General features: G+C 68.2%; 20 protein-coding genes. 6 read left to right on the plus strand and 14 right to left on the minus strand.

Annotated elements, in window-relative coordinates; translation table 11 throughout:
• Positions 1-34: 34 nt before the first annotated feature.
• Both DL991_RS37125 and DL991_RS37130 read right to left on the minus strand, forming a co-directional pair.
• Entirely contained in the window at positions 35-229 is a 195-nt protein-coding gene (locus DL991_RS37125; RefSeq protein WP_125788969.1) for a ferredoxin, read from the minus strand.
• An 8-nt stretch (positions 230-237) separates the two neighbouring features.
• Positions 238-1,452 (minus strand): cytochrome P450, encoded by a 1,215-nt coding sequence (locus tag DL991_RS37130; RefSeq protein WP_125788970.1) that lies wholly within the window; start codon positions 1,450-1,452, stop codon positions 238-240.
• A gap of 217 nt (positions 1,453-1,669) precedes the next feature.
• Between DL991_RS37130 and DL991_RS37135 the strand changes: the two genes are divergently transcribed.
• Complete coding sequence (locus DL991_RS37135) at positions 1,670-2,308, plus strand: TetR/AcrR family transcriptional regulator (protein WP_125788971.1); 639 nt, start codon at positions 1,670-1,672, stop codon at positions 2,306-2,308.
• 95 nt (positions 2,309-2,403) lie between these two features.
• On the opposite strand, the gene DL991_RS37140 is transcribed toward DL991_RS37135, so the two are convergent.
• From DL991_RS37140 to DL991_RS37160, 5 genes are read right to left on the minus strand one after another with little or no spacing between them, the layout of a single operon-like run.
• Entirely contained in the window at positions 2,404-3,270 is an 867-nt protein-coding gene (locus tag DL991_RS37140) for an aldehyde dehydrogenase family protein (RefSeq protein WP_125788972.1), read from the minus strand.
• Positions 3,263-4,696, minus strand: coding sequence for an aldehyde dehydrogenase family protein (locus DL991_RS37145; RefSeq protein ID WP_125788973.1), 1,434 nt, complete (start codon positions 4,694-4,696; stop codon positions 3,263-3,265). The genes DL991_RS37140 and DL991_RS37145 overlap by 8 nt, the downstream gene beginning before the upstream one ends.
• Positions 4,697-4,699: 3 nt before the next feature.
• A complete protein-coding gene (deoC, locus tag DL991_RS37150; protein WP_125788974.1) occupies positions 4,700-5,674 on the minus strand; it encodes a deoxyribose-phosphate aldolase in 975 nt (324 codons plus the stop codon).
• A 19-nt stretch (positions 5,675-5,693) separates the two neighbouring features.
• Positions 5,694-6,851: a serine hydrolase gene (locus DL991_RS37155; protein WP_125788975.1), complete on the minus strand. Its 1,158-nt coding sequence runs from the start codon at positions 6,849-6,851 to the stop codon at positions 5,694-5,696.
• Between the two features lie 22 nt (positions 6,852-6,873).
• Complete coding sequence (locus tag DL991_RS37160) at positions 6,874-7,482, minus strand: DUF1707 domain-containing protein (protein WP_125789088.1); 609 nt, start codon at positions 7,480-7,482, stop codon at positions 6,874-6,876.
• Positions 7,483-7,587: 105 nt separating this feature from the next.
• Between DL991_RS37160 and DL991_RS37165 the strand changes: the two genes are divergently transcribed.
• Entirely contained in the window at positions 7,588-8,031 is a 444-nt protein-coding gene (locus tag DL991_RS37165) for a protein-tyrosine phosphatase family protein (protein WP_199746254.1), read from the plus strand.
• A gap of 18 nt (positions 8,032-8,049) precedes the next feature.
• Positions 8,050-8,673 carry a uracil phosphoribosyltransferase gene (gene upp / locus DL991_RS37170; protein WP_037332384.1) on the plus strand — a complete coding sequence of 208 codons (624 nt, stop codon included), beginning with the start codon at positions 8,050-8,052 and terminating at the stop codon, positions 8,671-8,673.
• 171 nt (positions 8,674-8,844) lie between these two features.
• Here the strand turns inward: upp and DL991_RS37175 are convergent, their stop codons facing one another.
• Positions 8,845-9,438 carry a TetR/AcrR family transcriptional regulator gene (locus tag DL991_RS37175; RefSeq protein ID WP_125788976.1) on the minus strand — a complete coding sequence of 198 codons (594 nt, stop codon included), beginning with the start codon at positions 9,436-9,438 and terminating at the stop codon, positions 8,845-8,847.
• An 84-nt stretch (positions 9,439-9,522) separates the two neighbouring features.
• Between DL991_RS37175 and DL991_RS37180 the strand changes: the two genes are divergently transcribed.
• The 3 genes from DL991_RS37180 to DL991_RS37190 are packed head-to-tail and all read left to right on the plus strand — an operon-like array spanning position 9,523 to position 11,931.
• Positions 9,523-9,924 (plus strand): MerR family transcriptional regulator, encoded by a 402-nt coding sequence (locus tag DL991_RS37180; RefSeq protein ID WP_007032012.1) that lies wholly within the window; start codon positions 9,523-9,525, stop codon positions 9,922-9,924.
• Positions 9,921-10,904, plus strand: coding sequence for an aldo/keto reductase (locus DL991_RS37185; protein WP_199746255.1), 984 nt, complete (start codon positions 9,921-9,923; stop codon positions 10,902-10,904). The genes DL991_RS37180 and DL991_RS37185 overlap by 4 nt, the downstream gene beginning before the upstream one ends.
• A 25-nt stretch (positions 10,905-10,929) precedes the next feature.
• Positions 10,930-11,931: an aldo/keto reductase gene (locus DL991_RS37190; RefSeq protein WP_125788977.1), complete on the plus strand. Its 1,002-nt coding sequence runs from the start codon at positions 10,930-10,932 to the stop codon at positions 11,929-11,931.
• Between the two features lie 63 nt (positions 11,932-11,994).
• On the opposite strand, the gene hisS is transcribed toward DL991_RS37190, so the two are convergent.
• The 6 genes from hisS to DL991_RS37220 all read right to left on the minus strand — a co-directional run bounded on the left by hisS (position 11,995) and on the right by DL991_RS37220 (position 17,012).
• Positions 11,995-13,281: a histidine--tRNA ligase gene (hisS, locus tag DL991_RS37195; RefSeq protein WP_125788978.1), complete on the minus strand. Its 1,287-nt coding sequence runs from the start codon at positions 13,279-13,281 to the stop codon at positions 11,995-11,997.
• 36 nt (positions 13,282-13,317) lie between these two features.
• Positions 13,318-13,707 (minus strand): hypothetical protein, encoded by a 390-nt coding sequence (locus tag DL991_RS37200; protein WP_125788979.1) that lies wholly within the window; start codon positions 13,705-13,707, stop codon positions 13,318-13,320.
• Positions 13,708-13,790: 83 nt separating this feature from the next.
• Positions 13,791-14,975, minus strand: coding sequence for an amidohydrolase family protein (locus DL991_RS37205; RefSeq protein WP_125788980.1), 1,185 nt, complete (start codon positions 14,973-14,975; stop codon positions 13,791-13,793).
• On the minus strand, positions 14,972-16,105 hold the full coding sequence (locus DL991_RS37210) for an MAB_1171c family putative transporter (protein WP_125789091.1): 1,134 nt from the start codon (positions 16,103-16,105) through the stop codon (positions 14,972-14,974). Before DL991_RS37210 ends, DL991_RS37205 begins: the two co-directional genes overlap by 4 nt.
• Positions 16,102-16,623, minus strand: coding sequence for a hypothetical protein (locus DL991_RS37215; RefSeq protein ID WP_034304696.1), 522 nt, complete (start codon positions 16,621-16,623; stop codon positions 16,102-16,104). The genes DL991_RS37210 and DL991_RS37215 overlap by 4 nt, the downstream gene beginning before the upstream one ends.
• Entirely contained in the window at positions 16,620-17,012 is a 393-nt protein-coding gene (locus DL991_RS37220; protein ID WP_125788981.1) for a helix-turn-helix domain-containing protein, read from the minus strand. Before DL991_RS37220 ends, DL991_RS37215 begins: the two co-directional genes overlap by 4 nt.
• Positions 17,013-17,277: the final 265 nt, after the last annotated feature.

Consider the following 17,277-nt stretch of genomic DNA (forward strand, 5'->3'; position numbering starts at 1 on the left):
TAGAACCCGAAACGCCACTCACGACCCCCACCCCCTACGCGAGTGACAATGCCTGCCCAGGACAGATGTGCACGGCCGTCCGCGCGTTCTCCTCTGCCTCATCGCCTTCGGGCTCGGCGTTCAGCACGATGACCGTCCCGTCGTCTTCGCTCTGGTCGAACAGATCGGGGTCGGTGAGCACGCACTGGCCCGCGCCCACACACTTCCCGGTGTCCGCGATGATCTTCATGGCTCCTCCTACCAGGTGACCGGAAGGGCGTGGAGGCCGTAGATCGTCGAATCGTGCTTGAACTGCAGTTCGTCGACCGGAACGGCGATCCGGATGCCCGGCACTCGCCGGAACAACGTATCGAACACGATCTGGAGTTCCAACCTCGCCAAGTTCTGGCCAAGACACTGGTGCACACCGAATCCGAAGGCGACGTGATGCCGCGCGCCGCGTTCGATGTCGAAGGTGTCCGGATTCTCGAAGCCGTCCGGATCGTGGTTGCCCGCGTTGCTCAGGCCGACGACGCCCTCACCCGCGCGGATGAGCGTTCCGCCGATCTCGACGTCCGCCGTGGCGAAGCGTGACGTCGCCGTCTCCGCGATCGTGAAGACCCGCAAGAGTTCCTCGATCGCGGCGAGGGTCTTGCCAGGGTCCGCCTTGATCTTCGCCAGCTGATCGGGATTCTCCAGCAGGGTCACCGTGCCCAGCGAGATCATGTTCGCCGTCGTCTCGTGACCGGCGATGAGCAGCAGGAACGCCAGCCCGACGAGTTCGCCGTGATCGGCGTCGCCCGATTCCCGCTGCTTCAGGATCTGGCGGCCGAGGAGGTCTTCCTCGGTGGCGTTCGCTTCCTTTTTGGTGACGAGTTCGTCGAGATAGTTCTCGAGCTGCTCGAACGCGGTCATCCGTTCTTCGGCGGTGACTTCCCGGCTGAGCATCTTGGAACTGCACGACTGGAAGAACTCGTGGTCCGAATAGGGGACGCCGAGCAGTTCGCAGATCACCAGTGACGGGACCGGCAGGGAAAACGCCTGGACGAGATCGGCGGGTTTGGGGCCCGCGAGCAGGGCGTCGATGTGCTGGTCGACGATCTGCTGGATTCGAGGCTGGAGTGCCTTCATGCGCTTGACGGTGAATTCCCCGACCACGTCACGCCGGGCTTGGCTGTGCTCCGGCGGGTCCATCGCGATGAGGGACGGGCGGAACGGCTTGTCCTCGCGGCGGATCTGCCGCTCGACCATCAGTGGGAACGACTCGCTCTGCCGGTCGGAGCTGAAATGCGGGCTGCTCAGCATTTCGCGGATGTCTTCGAGCCGGGTGAGTGCCCAAGCCGTTTGGCCGGACGGCAGGCCGACCCGGGAAATCGGACTTTCCGCGCGAAGCGTCTCGTATTCGGGCGGCGGCGAAAACGGGCATTTCCGGGCCAGTGGCAGGGTCGCGGTGGTTTCCTCGACGTCAGTCATTCGGGTTGTCCTTCCCCAGGTGTCGGGTGGGCTCGGGCGATTTCGGACAGGGGACCCCAAAACGTATGCGGATGGTTTTATTCCGCTTATGACACCAAGGTACTCAAGTGGAGACAGGTCGTCCACTCGCGAAGGAGTGGTTTCCCGGGAGGCGTGAAGGGAACGCCCTTACGTGCGAGAATCACGGCCCTGAAGGACCCTTCGAGAGGCGAGGATCATGACTGCCGACCCCGAGACCCGCTTGCGCGCCGACGCGCGCCGGAACCGGGATCAGATCCTGGCCGCCGCGAGAGCCATCTTCGCCGCACAGGGCGCCGAGGTCCCGATGGAGGAGATCGCGCGCTCGGCGGGCGTCGGCGTCGGCACCCTCTACCGGCGATTCCCGGACCGGGACGCGTTGATCCGGGCGGTCGCCGTCGACAACTTCGACCGGGTCCTGAGGGACGCGAAAGCCGCGAGGGACCAGGAAGCCTCCGACTGGGACGCCCTGATCCGGCTCCTGCACCAGTCGATGGAGCTTCAGCTGAGCATCCAGCTCGCGATGGTGTCGCCACGGGCGCTGGTGATCCTGAAGAGTGACCCCGCGATCAAGGCCCTGCGTGACGAACTGGTCCTGGTGATGGACGCTTTCGTCCGGGGCGCGCAGGCGGAGGGGAGGCTCCGGGCGGACGTCGCCACCGGTGACGTCGCGATCCTGTTCGCGACGTTGCTGCGGCAGATGCCGGGCAAGGGCGAAGAGGTCGCGCGGTTGGCGACCCGGCGCTGCATCGGGATCATGATCGACGGCTTGCGGGCCGTCGGCGAGAACGAGCCGCTGCCGGGACGGCCGCTGACCGGCGCCGACCTGGACACGTGAGCCCCCCTGCGCATCTAGATGACTAATTGCGGAGGAACGTGAAGGCCCCCTTCCCTCGGCTCAGCCGAGGGAAGGGGGCCTTCACGCGCTTCAAGCTAGACGCCCAGCGGGTGCCAGACGGTCTTCGCTTCCAGGTACCGCCGCAGCCGCGCGATGTCGGCGTCGGCGGTCCAGTCCGGCTCGACGTCCGGGACGGTCAGGACACGCTTCACGGTGCCCGCGGCCTCGCGTGCCAGGTCCGCCCGCGCGGACGGCTCCGCGCCCGTCGGGTCGAGGGCGTTGACGTCCCCGTGCGAGGCCAGCCACGAACCCAGCTCCGACGCGCGGCCGGTCAGGATGTTCGCGACCCCGCCGGGCAGGTCGGACGTCGCCAGCACCTCCGAAAGCGTGATCGCGGGCAGCGGCCGGTCCGCACTGGAGACCACCACGGCCGTCGAACCCGTCGCCAGCACCGGCGCGAGCACGCTCACCAGGCCGAGCAACGACGACCGCTGCGGTGCCAGCACACCGACCACCCCGGTCGGTTCCGGGACGGTGAAGGAGAAGTACGGACCGGCGACCGGGTTCGCCCCGCCGAGCACGGTCGCGATCTTGTCCGTCCAGCCCGCGTACCAGACCCAGCGGTCGATCGAAGCGTCCACAAGGGACTGTGCCTTCTTGGCCGCGACGCCTTCGGACGCGGCGACCTCCGCGACGAACTGCTCGCGGCGGCCTTCCATCATCTCCGCGACCCGGTACAGCACCTGGCCGCGGTTGTACGCGGTCGCCGCCGACCAGCCGCCGAAAGCCTTGCGGGCGGCGGAAACCGCGTCGCGGACGTCCTTGCGGGAAGCGTGCGAGGCGTTCGCCAGGAACTTGCCCTTGGTGTCGGTGACCGGATACACCCGGCCCGACTCCGAACGCGGGAACTTGCCGCCGATGTAGAGCTTGTAGGTCTTCGCCACCGAAATACGGTCAGACATCGAGGTAGGCCTCCAGTCCGGTGCGTCCGCCTTCGCGGCCGAAACCCGACTCCTGGTAGCCGCCGAACGGCGCGGCGGGATCGAAGCGGTTGAACGTGTTGGCCCAGACGACGCCGGCTCGGAGCTGGTTCGCCATCCAGAGAATGCGCGAACCCTTCTCGGTCCAGATTCCGGCGGAGAGCCCGTACGGCGTGTTGTTCGCCTTGGTGACGGCCTCATCCGGCGTGCGGAAGGTCAGCACCGAAAGCACCGGCCCGAAGATCTCCTCGCGGGCGATGCGCATCGACTGCTGCACGTCGGAGAACACGGTGGGAGCGAAGAAGAAACCGCGTTCCGGCACCGGGCACGGGCTGGTCCAGCGCTGCGCGCCCTCGGTGTCGCCGGACTCCACGAGGCCCTTGATCTTCGCGAGCTGCTCGGCGGAGTTGATCGCCCCGATGTCGGTGTTCTTGTCCAGCGGGTCGCCCAGCCGCAGCGTCGAGACGCGGTAGCGGAGCTTTTCGAGCACCTCTTCCGCGATGGACTCTTGCACCAGCAGGCGCGAGCCCGCGCAGCAGACGTGGCCCTGGTTGAAGAAGATCCCGTTGACGATCCCCTCGACGGCCTGGTCCAGCGGAGCGTCATCGAAGACGACGTTCGCCGCCTTGCCGCCCAACTCCAGCGTCAGCTTCTTCGCGGTGCCCGCGATCTGGCGCTGGATGGCCTTGCCGACCTCGGTCGATCCGGTGAAGGCGACCTTGTTCACGTCGCCGTGGCCCACCAGCGCGGCGCCGATGTCCCCGGCGCCGGGCAGGATGTTCACCACACCGGGCGGGAGTTCGGCCTGCTGGCAGATCTCCGCGAACACCAGCGCGGTCAGCGGCGTGGTCTCCGCCGGTTTGAGCACCACGGTGTTGCCGGTGGCCAGCGCGGGCGCGATCTTCCACGCCAGCATCAGCAGGGGGAAGTTCCAGGGGATGACCTGGCCCGCGACGCCGAGCGGCTTCGGGTTCGGGCCGTAGCCCGCGTAGTCGAGCTTGTCGGCCCAGCCCGCGTGGTAGAAGAAGTGCGCGGCGGCCGTCGGCACGTCTGAATCCCGCGATTCCTTGATCGGCTTGCCGTTGTCGAGGCTTTCCAGCACGGCCAGCTCCCGCGACCGTTCCTGGATCAGGCGCGCGATGCGGAACAGGTACTTGGCGCGTTCGGAGCCCGGCATCTTGGACCAGACATTGTCGTACGCCTTGCGCGCGGCCTTCACCGCGGTGTCCACATCGGACACCGACGCGGTGCCGACCTCGGCGAGCACCTCTTCGGTGGCCGGGTTGATCGTCTTGAGCGGCTCACCCGAGCCGTCGACGAATTCGCCGTTCACGAACGGCCGGTAATGCGGTTTGAGGTTCGCGAGGTCGCGCGATTCGGGCGCGGGCGCGTACTCGAAGATGCCCATGGATCAGTCCACCGTCACGTAGTCGGGACCGCTGTAGTGGCCGTCGGCCTGGGTGCGGCGCTGCAGCAGGAGGTCGTTGAGCAGGCTGGACGCCCCGAACCGGAACAGATCCGGGGTCAGCCACTGCTCGCCGGCGACCTCGTGCACCGCGACCAGGTACTTGATCGCGTCCTTGGTCGTCCGGATGCCACCGGCGGGTTTGACGCCGCGCAGTTCACCGGTCTGGACGAACCAGTCGCGGACGGCCTGCAGCATCACGTGGGTGACCGGCAGGGTCGCGGCGGGCGACACCTTGCCGGTGGAGGTCTTGATGAAGTCGCCGCCCGCCAGCAGCGCGAGCCAGGACGCGCGGCGGACGTTGTCGTAGGTGGCCAGCTCACCGGTTTCGAGGATGACCTTCAGGTGAGCGCCGCCACAGGCGGCCTTGATGGCCTGGATCTCCTCGAAGACCTCCAGATAGCGGCCTTCCAGGAAGGCACCGCGATCGATCACCATGTCGATCTCGGCGGCTCCGGCGTCGACGGCGATCTTGGTGTCGGCCAGCTTGATCTCACGGCTCGTGCGGCCGGCCGGGAAGCCGGTGGCGACACTCGCGACGTGGATGCCGGTGCCGCGAAGCGCCTCGACAGCCGTCTCGACCATGTCCGGGTACACGCACACGGCCGCGACCCGCGGGGTGTCCGGGCGTTCCGGATCCGGCCGCATGGCCTTCGCGGCGAGCGCGCGGACCTTGCCCCGGGTGTCGGCGCCTTCGAGGGTCGTCAGGTCGACCATCGAAATGGCGGTGTCGATCGCCCAGAGCTTGGCGGCCTTCTTGATGCTGCGCGTGCCGAGGCCCGCCGCCCGCTGCTCGACGCCGACCTGGTCGACACCAGGCAGCCCGTGCAGGAACCGGCGCAGGCTCGCCTCGTCGCGAGTCGCGTCCGCCAGCGGCGACGGGGTGGCCGTCGCCGCTGACGAGCTGGTCGTAGCTGTCATACGGGTGAGTGTAGGCGGCCTACAAGCTGGGCACCGGGGCCTGGGCGGCGGCCTTGGCCGGGATCACCGGCGCGCAGAACTCGCTGACCATCGGCAGCTGACGCTTGAGCGCGGCCTCAGGCGACGCGGTGAGGTCGACGGTGGCCAGCGTGGAGATGTTCTTGCCGGACTCGTCACGGAAGCTGAGGGTGGCGAAGCCGGGCAGGTCGCCGCCGTGACCCCAGACGGTGACGTCTTCGGCGCAGATACCCGCGCTCTTGAGGTTGACCTTCATCAGGCCGAGGCCGTACTCCATGCCGCCGGCGGGAACCGTCTTCTTCATCTGCGCGAGCAGGTCCGCGGGCAGCAGACGGCCGCCGAGCAGGGCCTCGAAGAAGCGGTTGAGGTCCTTGCCCGAAGACACCATGCCGCCCGCGCCGTAGTAGCGCGAGTAGTTGTAGGTGGTGACGTCGGTGAGGCCGCGCGGCGCGTCGTACAGCTGCTCGTAGCCGCGGGCGGCCGCGCCGATCAGGAACGGGAAGTCGCGGGGCAGCGACGTGTCGCGCAGGTGCAGCGGCCCGGTGACGCGCTCGGCGAGCGCGCGTTCCAGCGGCTTCCGCGTGGTCTTCTCGACCAGCAGGGCGAGGACGTTGTAGCCGGTGTTGGAGTACGCCCAGCTCGTCCCGGGCTTGAACTGCAATGGCTGCTTCGTCACGCTCAGGCGGATCTGGTCGTCGCTGTCGAAGTGCTCGAAGCGTTCGGTGTCGATCTCCGGCCCCGTCGCCCAGGAATCCTCGGGAGCCAGATCGCGCGGGAGGCCGCTGGTGTGCTGCAGCAACTGGCGGACGGTGATCGGCTCCGGATACGGCAGCAGCCCTGGCAGGTAGCGCTCCACGGGCTCGTCCAGCCCGACGCGCTTTTCGGCCACTAGTTGCAGGACCAGTGTCGCGACGAACACCTTCGACACACTCGCGATCCGCCAACGGCCCGACGCGTCGGGCTTGCCCGGCCGGTCGATGTTCGCGACACCGCTGACACCGCGGAATCCGTCGGACACGGCGACCATGCCGGGGATGCCCGCGGCGACCGCCGCGTCCATCGCGGCTTGACGCGGATCGGTCTTCTCAGCGGCCACCGCCGGGAAGGCGGTGACGGAAAGCAGTGCGGCACAAGCGATCGCGACGAAACTTCGGCGCATGTGACGAACCCCCCAGTTCAGGTCAGGCGTCCAGTTCGGGTACGTCCTTTTTACGCGGTTTCCGCTTCACGACGACGCCACCCCAGAACGCCAGGCCGGTGATCTTCACCGTCGGCGCGGTCGGCGGCGCCGGGGGAGTCCCGGCGCGGTCCTCCAGTTCGAAGGCACCCATGAAGCCGATTCCGGTGACGTCCACGTTGATGTCGTCGGGCACGATGATGTCGATCCCGCCCATGATCGCGACCGCGGTGATCGTCGAATGCTTCTCGGCGAACCGCGCGTACCGCAGATCGAGTTCGGCGCCGCCCCAGAACGCGAAACTGTTGTGCTGCGGCGGGACGACCCAGCTGCCCTTGCGTGACGCGCCGGACATGACGGCGATCGACGCGCCGGAGCCCGGATGCCCGCCGATGCGATCGTCGGGCAGGCCGAGCGCGCGCGACGCCGACGGCTGGATCGCCGAACGGGACTGCGGCAGATCCGCGGTGACCGGCTTGAGGTCGCCGACGGTCTTGGCCGCGTACACGATGGTGAGCCGTTCTTCCAGCTCGTTGATGGTGATGCGCCCTTCGGACATCGCCGCGTGCAGCACCTGCGCGACCTGCTCACGGTCGGCGTCGGAGATGCGCATTTGTTCGGGGCCCGGCAGGGCCGGCTCTTCACTCACCTGGAGGAGCCTAGCGCCGACGGAAGGGGCAAGCGTCCATCTTATGGTCGACAGTGGCATCCTCCGTTGATGGGGAACTCGCTACCCGGCGCCGTGGAGCTGCCGGACGGGGTCGAAGTACGCGGACGGGGCCTGGGCCGCCCCTGGCCAGAGGGGCCTTCGCCGGATTTCGGCCTGTATTTGGGCGGCGCGAAGCTGCGCCGGAAGCACGATCACAAAATGGACTGGGAGCGGGCGTGGATCCGCTGGCCCGACTTCCTGCTGCCGACGGACTGGGCGGACGCGCGGCGCCGGATCGTCGATCTGCACACCCGGGCGGCGGCGGGCGAAGCCGTAGAGGTCGCCTGTTACGGCGGAGTGGGGCGGACCGGCACGGTGTTGTCCTGTCTCGCCACCCTTTCCGGGCTGAGCGCCGAAGAGGCGGTGGCGTGGGCGCGGGCCAACCACGACAAGCGTTCGGTGGAGACGCCGTGGCAGCGCCGCTGGGTCGGCTGGTTCGCGCGGCAGGCCTGACGGGCTAAATTGACCGGCATGGATGTGCACGTCGTTGATCACCCGCTGGCCAAGGCCAGGCTCTCCACCATGCGCGACGCGCGCACCGACAGCGCCGCCTTCCGCGCGGCGCTGCACGAACTGACCGTCATGCTGGTCTACGAAGCCACGCGCGACATGCCCGTGCGGATCGAGCGGATCCACACGCCGGTGGCGCGCACCGACGGCTACGCGCTGGCGAGCCCGCCGCTGCTGGTGCCGGTCTTGCGTGCCGGGCTCGGGATGGCGGATCAGGCGCACAAGCTGATCCCGGACGCCCAAATGGGTTTCGTCGGCCTCGCCCGCGACGAAGAGACGCTCAAGCCGACGCCGTACCTCGAGTCGCTGCCCGAATCGCTCGCCGACCGGCCGGTGATGGTGCTCGACCCGATGCTCGCGACCGGCGGCTCGATGGAATACACGATCCGGCTGCTCACCGACCGGGGCGCCACCGACGTCACCGCGATCTGCGCGCTCGCCGCGCCCGAGGGCATCGAGCACCTGGAGAAGACGGGGCTGCCGCTGCGGGTGGTGACCGCGAGCATCGACGAGCGGTTGAACGATTCCGGCTTCATCGTGCCGGGCCTCGGGGACGCGGGAGACCGGCAGTACGGGGCCGTCTGACGCCGCCGGATCGCGTTCAGCCCGCTAAACGCGATCCGGTGCTTCACGCGCTATGGGGAAGTACATGAAGGGGTCCTTCACGGAGCTAGGCGCAAGGAAGGGGTCCTTCATGTACTTGAGCGGGGTTCAGCGCGCCTGCGGATCGCATTTAGCCCGCTAAACGCGATCCGGTCACCGGCGCAGCCAGCCGGAGGCGTTCGCCCGCAGCGCGGTCTCGTAAGCGGTGCTCACGGTGAACTTCTCCGGCAGGTTCCCGTTCAGCTCCAGCGACACCAGTCCGTGCACGAAGCCCCAGCACGCCACGGTGACGACCTCGGGCGGCAGGTCGAGGAAGACGCCGTCGGCGATGGCTTTGCGGATCGTCTCCTCCAGCGGCGCCATCGTGGCGCGAGCCTGCTCGGAGGTCTCTTCCACCGGCTCGAAACCCGGCACCGACTTCGTGAACATGATCGCGTAAAGATGCGGGTCGGCCAGCGCGCTTTCCCGGTACGCGACGCCGAGCCGCACCAGGTCCTCGACCGGATCGCCGCTCAGCGTGACCCCGGACATCCGGCGGCCGAAACGCCGGAAGCCCTCGGCGAAGAGGGCGCCGACGAGGTCCGTTTTCCCGCCGAAGAGTGAATAGACCGCGGTGGTGGACGTGCCGACGTCGGCGGCCAGTTTGCGGAGGCTCAGTGCCTTCGGGCCGTCGGCCGAGATGAGTTCGCCGGCGCGGTCCAGTAGTTTCAGCCGGAGATTCTCGTCGTGTGTCCTGGGGCGGGGCATGCGCCCAGGGTAACGCAACGCTGTTATCAATCGCTCGGATTCGGAGTTGACCTGGAGCGCACTCCAGGTCGTAGTGTCGTTCGCATGAGCTACTCGATAGCGGAAGCCGCGCGACGTAGCGGACTGTCCATCGACACTCTCCGGTACTACGAGCGCATCAAACTCGTCGAGCCCCCGGCGCGGGACGCCGCGGGGCGCCGCGCCTACACCGACGACGACCTCGGGTGGCTGGGGTTCCTGACCAAGCTGCGCCTGACCGGCATGCCCATCAAGCGGATGCGGGAGTACGCCTCCCTGCGCCACCACGGGGCGGCCAGCGCGGGGCGGCGCAAGGCGATCCTGGTCGACCAGCGCAAATCGGTCGCCGACCGGATCGCCGAGTTGCAGACGTGCCTCGACATCCTCGACTACAAGATCGACCACTACGACCAGGTGGAGCGCAAGGTGCTCGGCACCGGAGCCACCGTGGAGGGAATTTCAGCGTGATCAGCACGAGGAGGCTCGGCGGCCTGGAGGTCGGGGCGCAGGGGCTCGGCTGCATGGGGATGAGCCAGGCCTACGGCGTCCGCGACGACGACACGGAGTCGATCGCCACCGTCCACCGCGCCCTCGAACTGGGGGTGACGTTGCTCGACACCGCGAACGTCTACGGCGCCGGAGCGAACGAGGAGCTGGTCGGCCGCGCGATCGCGGGCAAGCGGGACCAGGTCGTGCTGGCGACCAAGTTCGGCATCGTCTGGGACAAGGACGGCGGGATGTCCGCTCGTGGCGACGCGGCGTACGTCAGGCAGAGCTGCGAAGAGTCGCTTCGACGGCTGAACGTCGACCACATCGATCTCTTCTACCAGCACCGCGTCGACCCGAACACGCCGATCGAAGAGACCTGGGGCGCGCTCGCGGAGTTGGTCCAGGAGGGGAAGATCCGCTATGCCGGGATCTCCGAGGCCGGTGCCGAGACGATCCGCCGCGCACACGCCGTCCACCCGGTGACGGCGCTGCAGAGCGAGTGGTCCCTGTGGACCCGCGGTATCGAAGGCGAGATCCTCTCGACCGTTCGCGAGCTGGGCATCGGCGTCGTGCCGTTCTCGCCGCTGGGCCGCGGTTTCCTCACCGGCAGCGTGACGTCGGTGAAGGACCTTCCGGCGGACGACATGCGCCGCGGGCTGCCCCGGTTCGCCGAGGGCAACTTCGAGCGCAACATGGCGATCGTCGAGGCGTTGCGCGCGCTGGCCGAGCAGAAGGGCGTCACCGCCGGACAGCTCGCGCTGGCCTGGGTGCAGGCCCAGGGTGACGACGTCGTGCCGATCCCGGGCACCAAGCGGCGCAAGTATCTCGAAGAGAACGCCGCCGCGGCGGAGCTGGAACTGTCCGAAGTGGACATCGAAGCCATCGAAAAGGCCGCGCCCGCCGAGGCGATCGCCGGTGAGCGTTATCCCGAGCGGCTCGCCCGCGCCGCCGGCAAGTAACACCGAAAGAATTGCGAGAGAGATCATGACGGGTTCAATGCTGCCCACCCGCAGGCTCGGCACGCTGGAAGTCGGCGCGCAGGGGCTCGGCTGCATGGGCATGAGCGAGTTCTACGGCCAAGGTGACGACGCCGAATCGATCGCGACGATCCACCGCGCGATCGAACTGGGCGTCACCCTGATCGACACCGCCGACATGTACGGCTTCGGCCGCAACGAGGAACTGGTCGGCCGCGCGCTGGCGGGCAAGCGGGACCAGGTCGTGCTGGCGACCAAGTTCGGCATCGTGCGCGACGAGGAGGATCCCTCGAAGCGCGGGATCCGGGGTGACGAATTCTATGTGCGCCAACAGGTCGAGGCGTCGCTGCGGCGGCTGAACGTCGATCACATCGACCTCTACTACCAGCACCGCGTCGACCCGGAGGTGCCGATCGAGGAGACCGCGGGCGCGCTGTCGTCGCTGGTCGAACAGGGCAAGATCCGGCACATCGGGTTGTCAGAAGCCGGTCCGGAGACGATCCGGCGGGCGCACGCCGTGCATCCGGTGACGGCCGTGCAGACCGAGTGGTCGCTGTGGTCGCGCGACATCGAGAACGAGGTCGTCCCGGTCTGCCGAGAGCTCGGCATCGGGCTGGTGCCGTATTCCCCGCTGGGCCGCGGTTTCCTCACCGGCCGCTTCAAGTCCAAAGAGGACTTCGCGGACGGTGACTTCCGTCAGACGACGCAGCCGCGCTTCGCCGAAGGCAACCTGGAGCGGAATCTGGCGATGGTCGAGGCGTTGCGCGCGCTGGCCGAGCAGAAGGGCGTCACCGCCGGACAGCTCGCGCTGGCCTGGGTGCAGGCCCAAGGCGAGGACGTCGTGCCGATCCCGGGCACCAAGCGGCGCAAGTACCTCGAGGAGAACGTCGCGTCCGTCGGTCTGAAGCTGACCGCCGAAGACGTGGCGGCGATCGAGAAGGCGGTCCCGGCCGACGCGGTCGCGGGGGAGCGCTACCCCGAAGCGGCCATGCGCCTGTTGTCCCGCTGAACACGACAAAGCCGGCGCCCGATCGAAGGGCGCCGGCTTTGTCGTTGTCAGAGCAGGGCTCTGTCAGACTAAAGACGTGACCGCCGAGACCACGCCGTCGACGGCCACGGTCTGCTGTTCGCGGGTCGCGAGACCGCGGACGGTCACGTTCCCGGCGTCCCAGTCCTCCTGGCCGACGATCACCACGGCCCGCGCCCCGGCCTTGTCGGCCCGGGTGAGCTCCTTGCCCAGCTTGCGGAGTTCGACGGGCGTGGACGTGCGCAGACCGGCCTTCCGCAGCCGTCCCGCGACCTCGCGCGAGGCGTCCGTGAGCTCTTCGACCACCGGGATCACCACGACATCGACCTCACTGCGCGGCTTCGGGGTGAGGCCGTGGGTGTCCAGGAAGTCGATCAGCGTCACGTCACCCATGCCGAAGCCGATCCCGGGGATCTGCTGCGACGTGAACAGCGAAGCCAGGTCGCTGTACCGGCCGCCACCGAAAAGGGCCCGGCGGTTCTCCGGCGAGGTGTCGAAGACCTCGAACACGGTCGACGTGTAGTACGCGAGTCCGCGCACGATCATCGGGTCGAACTTGACCAGGTCCGCGGCACCGCTGTTGAGCACCTTGACCAGGTTCGAGTTCTCCTTGACCTGTTCCGGCAGCTCGTCGAGCAAAGCCGCGCCGGACGACAGGATCTCGGTCAGCTTCTCGAACTGCTTCTCGGTCAGGCCCGCCTCGGCCGCGGTGTCGCTCAGCTTCGTGCGGTCCGACTTCTCCCAGCGGTCCACCAGGGTGAACACCTGCGGGAGCTGCTCCGCGGTCACGCCGACGATGTCGGTGAGCGCGGACGAGAGCAGGTTCCGGTCGTTGGCCCGCACCTGGAACATGTCCGGGGTCGCCCCGAGCGCGCTCATCATGTCGTGGACGAGCTCGAAGATCTCGATCTCGCAGTTCGCGCTGTCCGAACCGAAGATGTCCGCGTTGATCTGCCAGTGCTCGCGGACCCGGCCACGCTGCGGCCGCTCGTAGCGGTGGCAGTTCGGGTGGCTGTACCAGCGCACCGGGAACTGCAGCGACTTCGCGTTGCCCGCGATCATCCTGGCGACCGACGGCGTCATCTCCGGGCGCAGCGCCAGCCGCTCGCCGCCCTTGGTGGTCAGCGTGTACAGCTGCTGGTCCGCGATCTCCTGCCCGGACTTCCGCTCGTAGATCTCGGCGGGTTCGAGGATCGGCCCGTCGTAGCGGAGGAAGCCCCGCAGTTCGAGCACGTCGTAGAGATGACCGAACACCTGCGTCCGGACGGACATCTCGGCGGGCAGGAAGTCGCGGGTCCCCTTGGCGGGGGCTGTCGGCAGGTATTCAGGCACGTCAGCAAGCTTAACGAGCCGTTTCCACCGCTTTTGTCAGGGGAAGGCCACGCCGTACGCGGTGGTCAGGATCGCCGCCCCGAGCAGGACCGCTCCGACGCTGGTGACCCTGCCGCCGAGCTTGCCTTTACCCGGCGCCAAGTGCAGGAAGAAGCCGCCTGACTGGGCGAGCACGCCGAACAGCAGCAGGAAGCACACGATCCACAGCGCGGTGTCCGGGAGTCCGGTCCGCGCGAGGATCTGCAGCGCGACGAGTGCCAGTACCAGCAGGACGCCGGCGTGCGCGTGCCCGGCGCGGAACATCCCGCGCTGGTGTTCGGTCAGTTTCTTGTCGCGCAGGACGCCCATCAGCGCGTAACCGCCGTACATCACGGTCGGCAGTGAAACGAGCGCGATGACCGTGAACAGTCTGATCGGTCCTTCCATGGCTTTCCTTTCGCTGGAGGTGAAGGCAACGATAACACTGTTTTAAAACACTGTCACCAAAGTTGTCGTCCCACTTTCGGGAGTCAGGCCCGCGCGCCGCGCGCAAGGACAAGGCGGACGTTCCGGAGCGCGGAAAGATCGGCGAGCGGATCGCCGTCGACCACCAGGACGTCGGCGCTCAGGCCCGGAGCGAGCCGCCCGGTCACGTCGCCGAGGCCGACGCCGGCGGCGCTGTCCTCGGTCGCGATCTCGAGGATCCGGCGCCGTCCGAAACCGAGCCATTCATAGAGTTCGAGAGCGCCGACGGGGTCGTCGAAGACCGAACCGGGCAGCCCGGCGTCCGTCCCCGCCAGGAGCGGGACGCCCAGCTCCTCCAGCCAGGACAGCCGGCCGTAGACGGTCTTCGCGAGCTCCTCGCCCATGCGCTCGGCCAGCATCCGCCAGTTGCGGCTGCTCGTCGAACACGCCGCGATGCCCTCGGCCGCCATCCGCTTGGCGACGTCTTCGCGCCTGTCCTGCCGCTGCGGCCCGGTCATCCAGGTGCAGTGCTCGATCGTGCGGACGCCCGCCTCCACCGACGCCTCGATCGCGTCGGCGCCGTGGGCGTGCGCCGCGACCGGAAGCCCGTGGCGTGCCGCGTGCTCGACGATCACGCGCAGCGCCCGGACGTCGAACTGCGACTCCCACATGTCCGCGCCGCCCTCGGTGATCTGGCCGCCGCTGGCCATCACCTTGATCACGTCCGCGCCGGCGGCCGCGTTGGCGTCGATCATGGCCCGGATCGCGTCGTCGTCCGCGACCTCGCCGCCGAAGAAATGGCAGTGTCCTTTGAGGACGGTCAACGGCGATCCCGCGGTCAACAGCCGCGGGGCGGCGGTGCCTTCGGCTTCGAGCTCCGCGCGGACCCGCGCGCCCAGCGCGTCGCGATCCCCGAGGTCCCGCACCGTCGTGACGCCGCTGCGCAGCAGCTGCCCCAAGCGGTCCTTGGCGCCTGCGCGCAGCGCTTCGTCTTCGCTCGCCAGGAAGTTCGGCAGCATCTCGCGGGTGGCGTCGAACGCCAGGTGCACGTGGGCGTTGAACAGTCCGGGCAGCAAGGTCGCGCCGGGGAAGTCGAGCCGTTCGGCGCCCGGTGCCGCCCGCGGGGCGACTTCGGTGCGAAGACCCGCCGCGAGGATCCGGTCGCCCTCGACGAGCACGGCGCCGTCTTCTAGCGGCGTGCTCGGGCGAGGCAGGATCCGGCTCGCCGTCACCAGCAACTGCGCTGTCATGCTTCGCTCCCGGAGACGGCGGCGGACAGGGCGAGCAGCGGCCGCACGTCGGATTCGATGTCCGCGGCGCCGCCGGGCAGCACGAGTTTCGCCCGCCCGTCGGTCTCCTCGCCCGCGGACTGCCTGGCGATCGCCGTCTTCAGCGCGGCCGCGGCCGCGCGGGGATCGTCGGCGGCGAGCGCGGTCAGATCGGTTTCCAGATAGGGACTCAGCTGGACAAGCCCGTCCCGGATCTCGATCACGCGGCGGTAGTACCGGCGATGGACGGTGCGCGGACGCCACCGCTCCCACCGTCCCTGAGGCGTGGTCCGCAGCACGATGTTCGGGTAGATCCCGGCCAGCGCGGTCCACAACGGGGTGAGCTCGTCGTGGTGTCGCCGGTGCTGGCGGCGGCGTCGCAGCGCGGCGAACCGCGCGCGGACGCCCGGATAGGTGATCCCGGCGAGGAAGAGCACGATCCCGAGGAGCACCAGCGGGACGGCGACGGTGAGCAGAAGTGGGATCGACGGCCCGAACGCCCACGCGATCACGATGTACAGCGCGCGGAAGACACTGCCGACCGAAAGGCAGATCAGCCCGGCCGCACTGAGTTTCAGCCCGGTCTTCAGATGGCGGTCCGCGGTGCGGATGTACCGGAAGATCCACCAGGCGCAGGCGGCGAGGCCGTAGATCAGGTAGATCCCGGCGCCAAGGTAGAACAGCGCCACCCCGGGCACGTGCACGAGCTTCGGGCTCAGCGCGAGTCCTCGCACCTCCGGCGGGGTGAAGGCCATCGCGACCAGCATCAGCGCGATCGCGCCGGACAGCGGGATCAGCTCGAACAGCACCCGCCCCGGCCTCCGCGGCCCCAGCGCGGAACCGAGGAACACGATCAACAGCGCGCAGACCCCGATGGCGAGCAGGATGTTGTTGACCAGGCGTCCGGTGCCTTTGCCGGTCAGCTCGTCCAGCCAGCCGGAGATCACCTTCTGCTGGGCGAGGAAGGAACCGGCGACACAGACGATCGTGATTGTGATCGCCCAGTTCGGCAGCAGCCGGGGCGCCCGGTACGTCTGGTAGATCCGCCAGGCGAGCGCGGTCGCGAACAGCACCATCGCCACGACGTTGAGAGGGGAGAACAGCGAGTTCACAGCCACCCTTGATGGTCGCCCAGCGCGCCTTGGACACGGCGGACGTCATCGTCGTCGGCGCGACGGGGAATCGTGTAGTTCAAGACCGACGCCCATTCCAGGATGATGGTCGCCACGGTCTCGGCTTCCCATTCGTGCGCCTCATCGTAGGAGGTGCGGCGTAAAGCCCGGTGTACCGCGTCGCTGTCCAAGCCGGTGGCCGGGCCGCGCAGGAAATCGGCGGGTTCGGCGTCGCCGCCGGGATGGTGATCGGCGAGCATATGCCCGAGTTCGTGCAGGATGATGTGGTCCTGATGGGACTTCGTGGTCTCCTGCTGGAAGAAGATGTAATCCGCCGAACCGGTGGCGATCCAGCAGCCGAAGGGGCCCGGCACCTCCAGCGGATACGGCATCAGCCGGATCGGCCTGCCCCGCTGCTCGCCGAGCCGCTCGCAGAGCACGCCGACGTCGAGCGGTGGTTCGATGTCGAGCTTGTTCAGCATCTTGCGGCAGCGTTTGCGGAGTTCCCGTTCCTTCATCGGCTTTCGCCCGGCTGGTCGCGTTCGGCGCGTTCGTACCGTTCGACGAGTTCCAGCAGGTCCATGACCTGACGACGGCCTTGCGGGGAGAGCTCCTGCGCGCGCATGGCCATGAGCTTCGCCTCTCCGACGGGTTGCGGTTCCTGATCTTCGAAGAAGTAGGTGATCGGGACCCCGAACAGTCTCGCCAGCGCTTCGACGTAGTGGATCTTCGGATTGACGCGTTTGCCCGTGGCGAGCTGCTGAAGGTACGCGGGCGACATGGTGGGCCCGCCGGCGCGATCGATCGCCGCGGACAGCTCGCGATAGCTGTGCGGGGCGCCTTCGTTCGCGCGCGCCGAATCGATCAGCGCGCTCAGTTTCTGGGCGAAGGTCTGGTACGGCGACATGACCCCCCATCCGTTCCAAGGTCCCGTTCCGTAGTGGGAGTGTAACGCGATTCGACCTGTCCGCAGCTGTTGACAGCCTACGTATGCAGTGGTTTACAGTTGTCAAGCGGTTTCGTACCGCGTCCCGGCCTCTTGCTCCGGAATCCGTGCCCTGGGGGTGCACGGACGCCGGAGTGAGAGGCGTTTTTCCGGGCGGGTGCACAAGATCGTGCCGGATGTAGTACGCTGAGGCAGCCAAGGTTGATCGCCATCACGGCGAACCCTT

This window comes from Amycolatopsis sp. WAC 01375 (assembly GCF_003947325.1).
Classification (GTDB): Bacteria; Actinomycetota; Actinomycetes; order Mycobacteriales; family Pseudonocardiaceae; genus Amycolatopsis.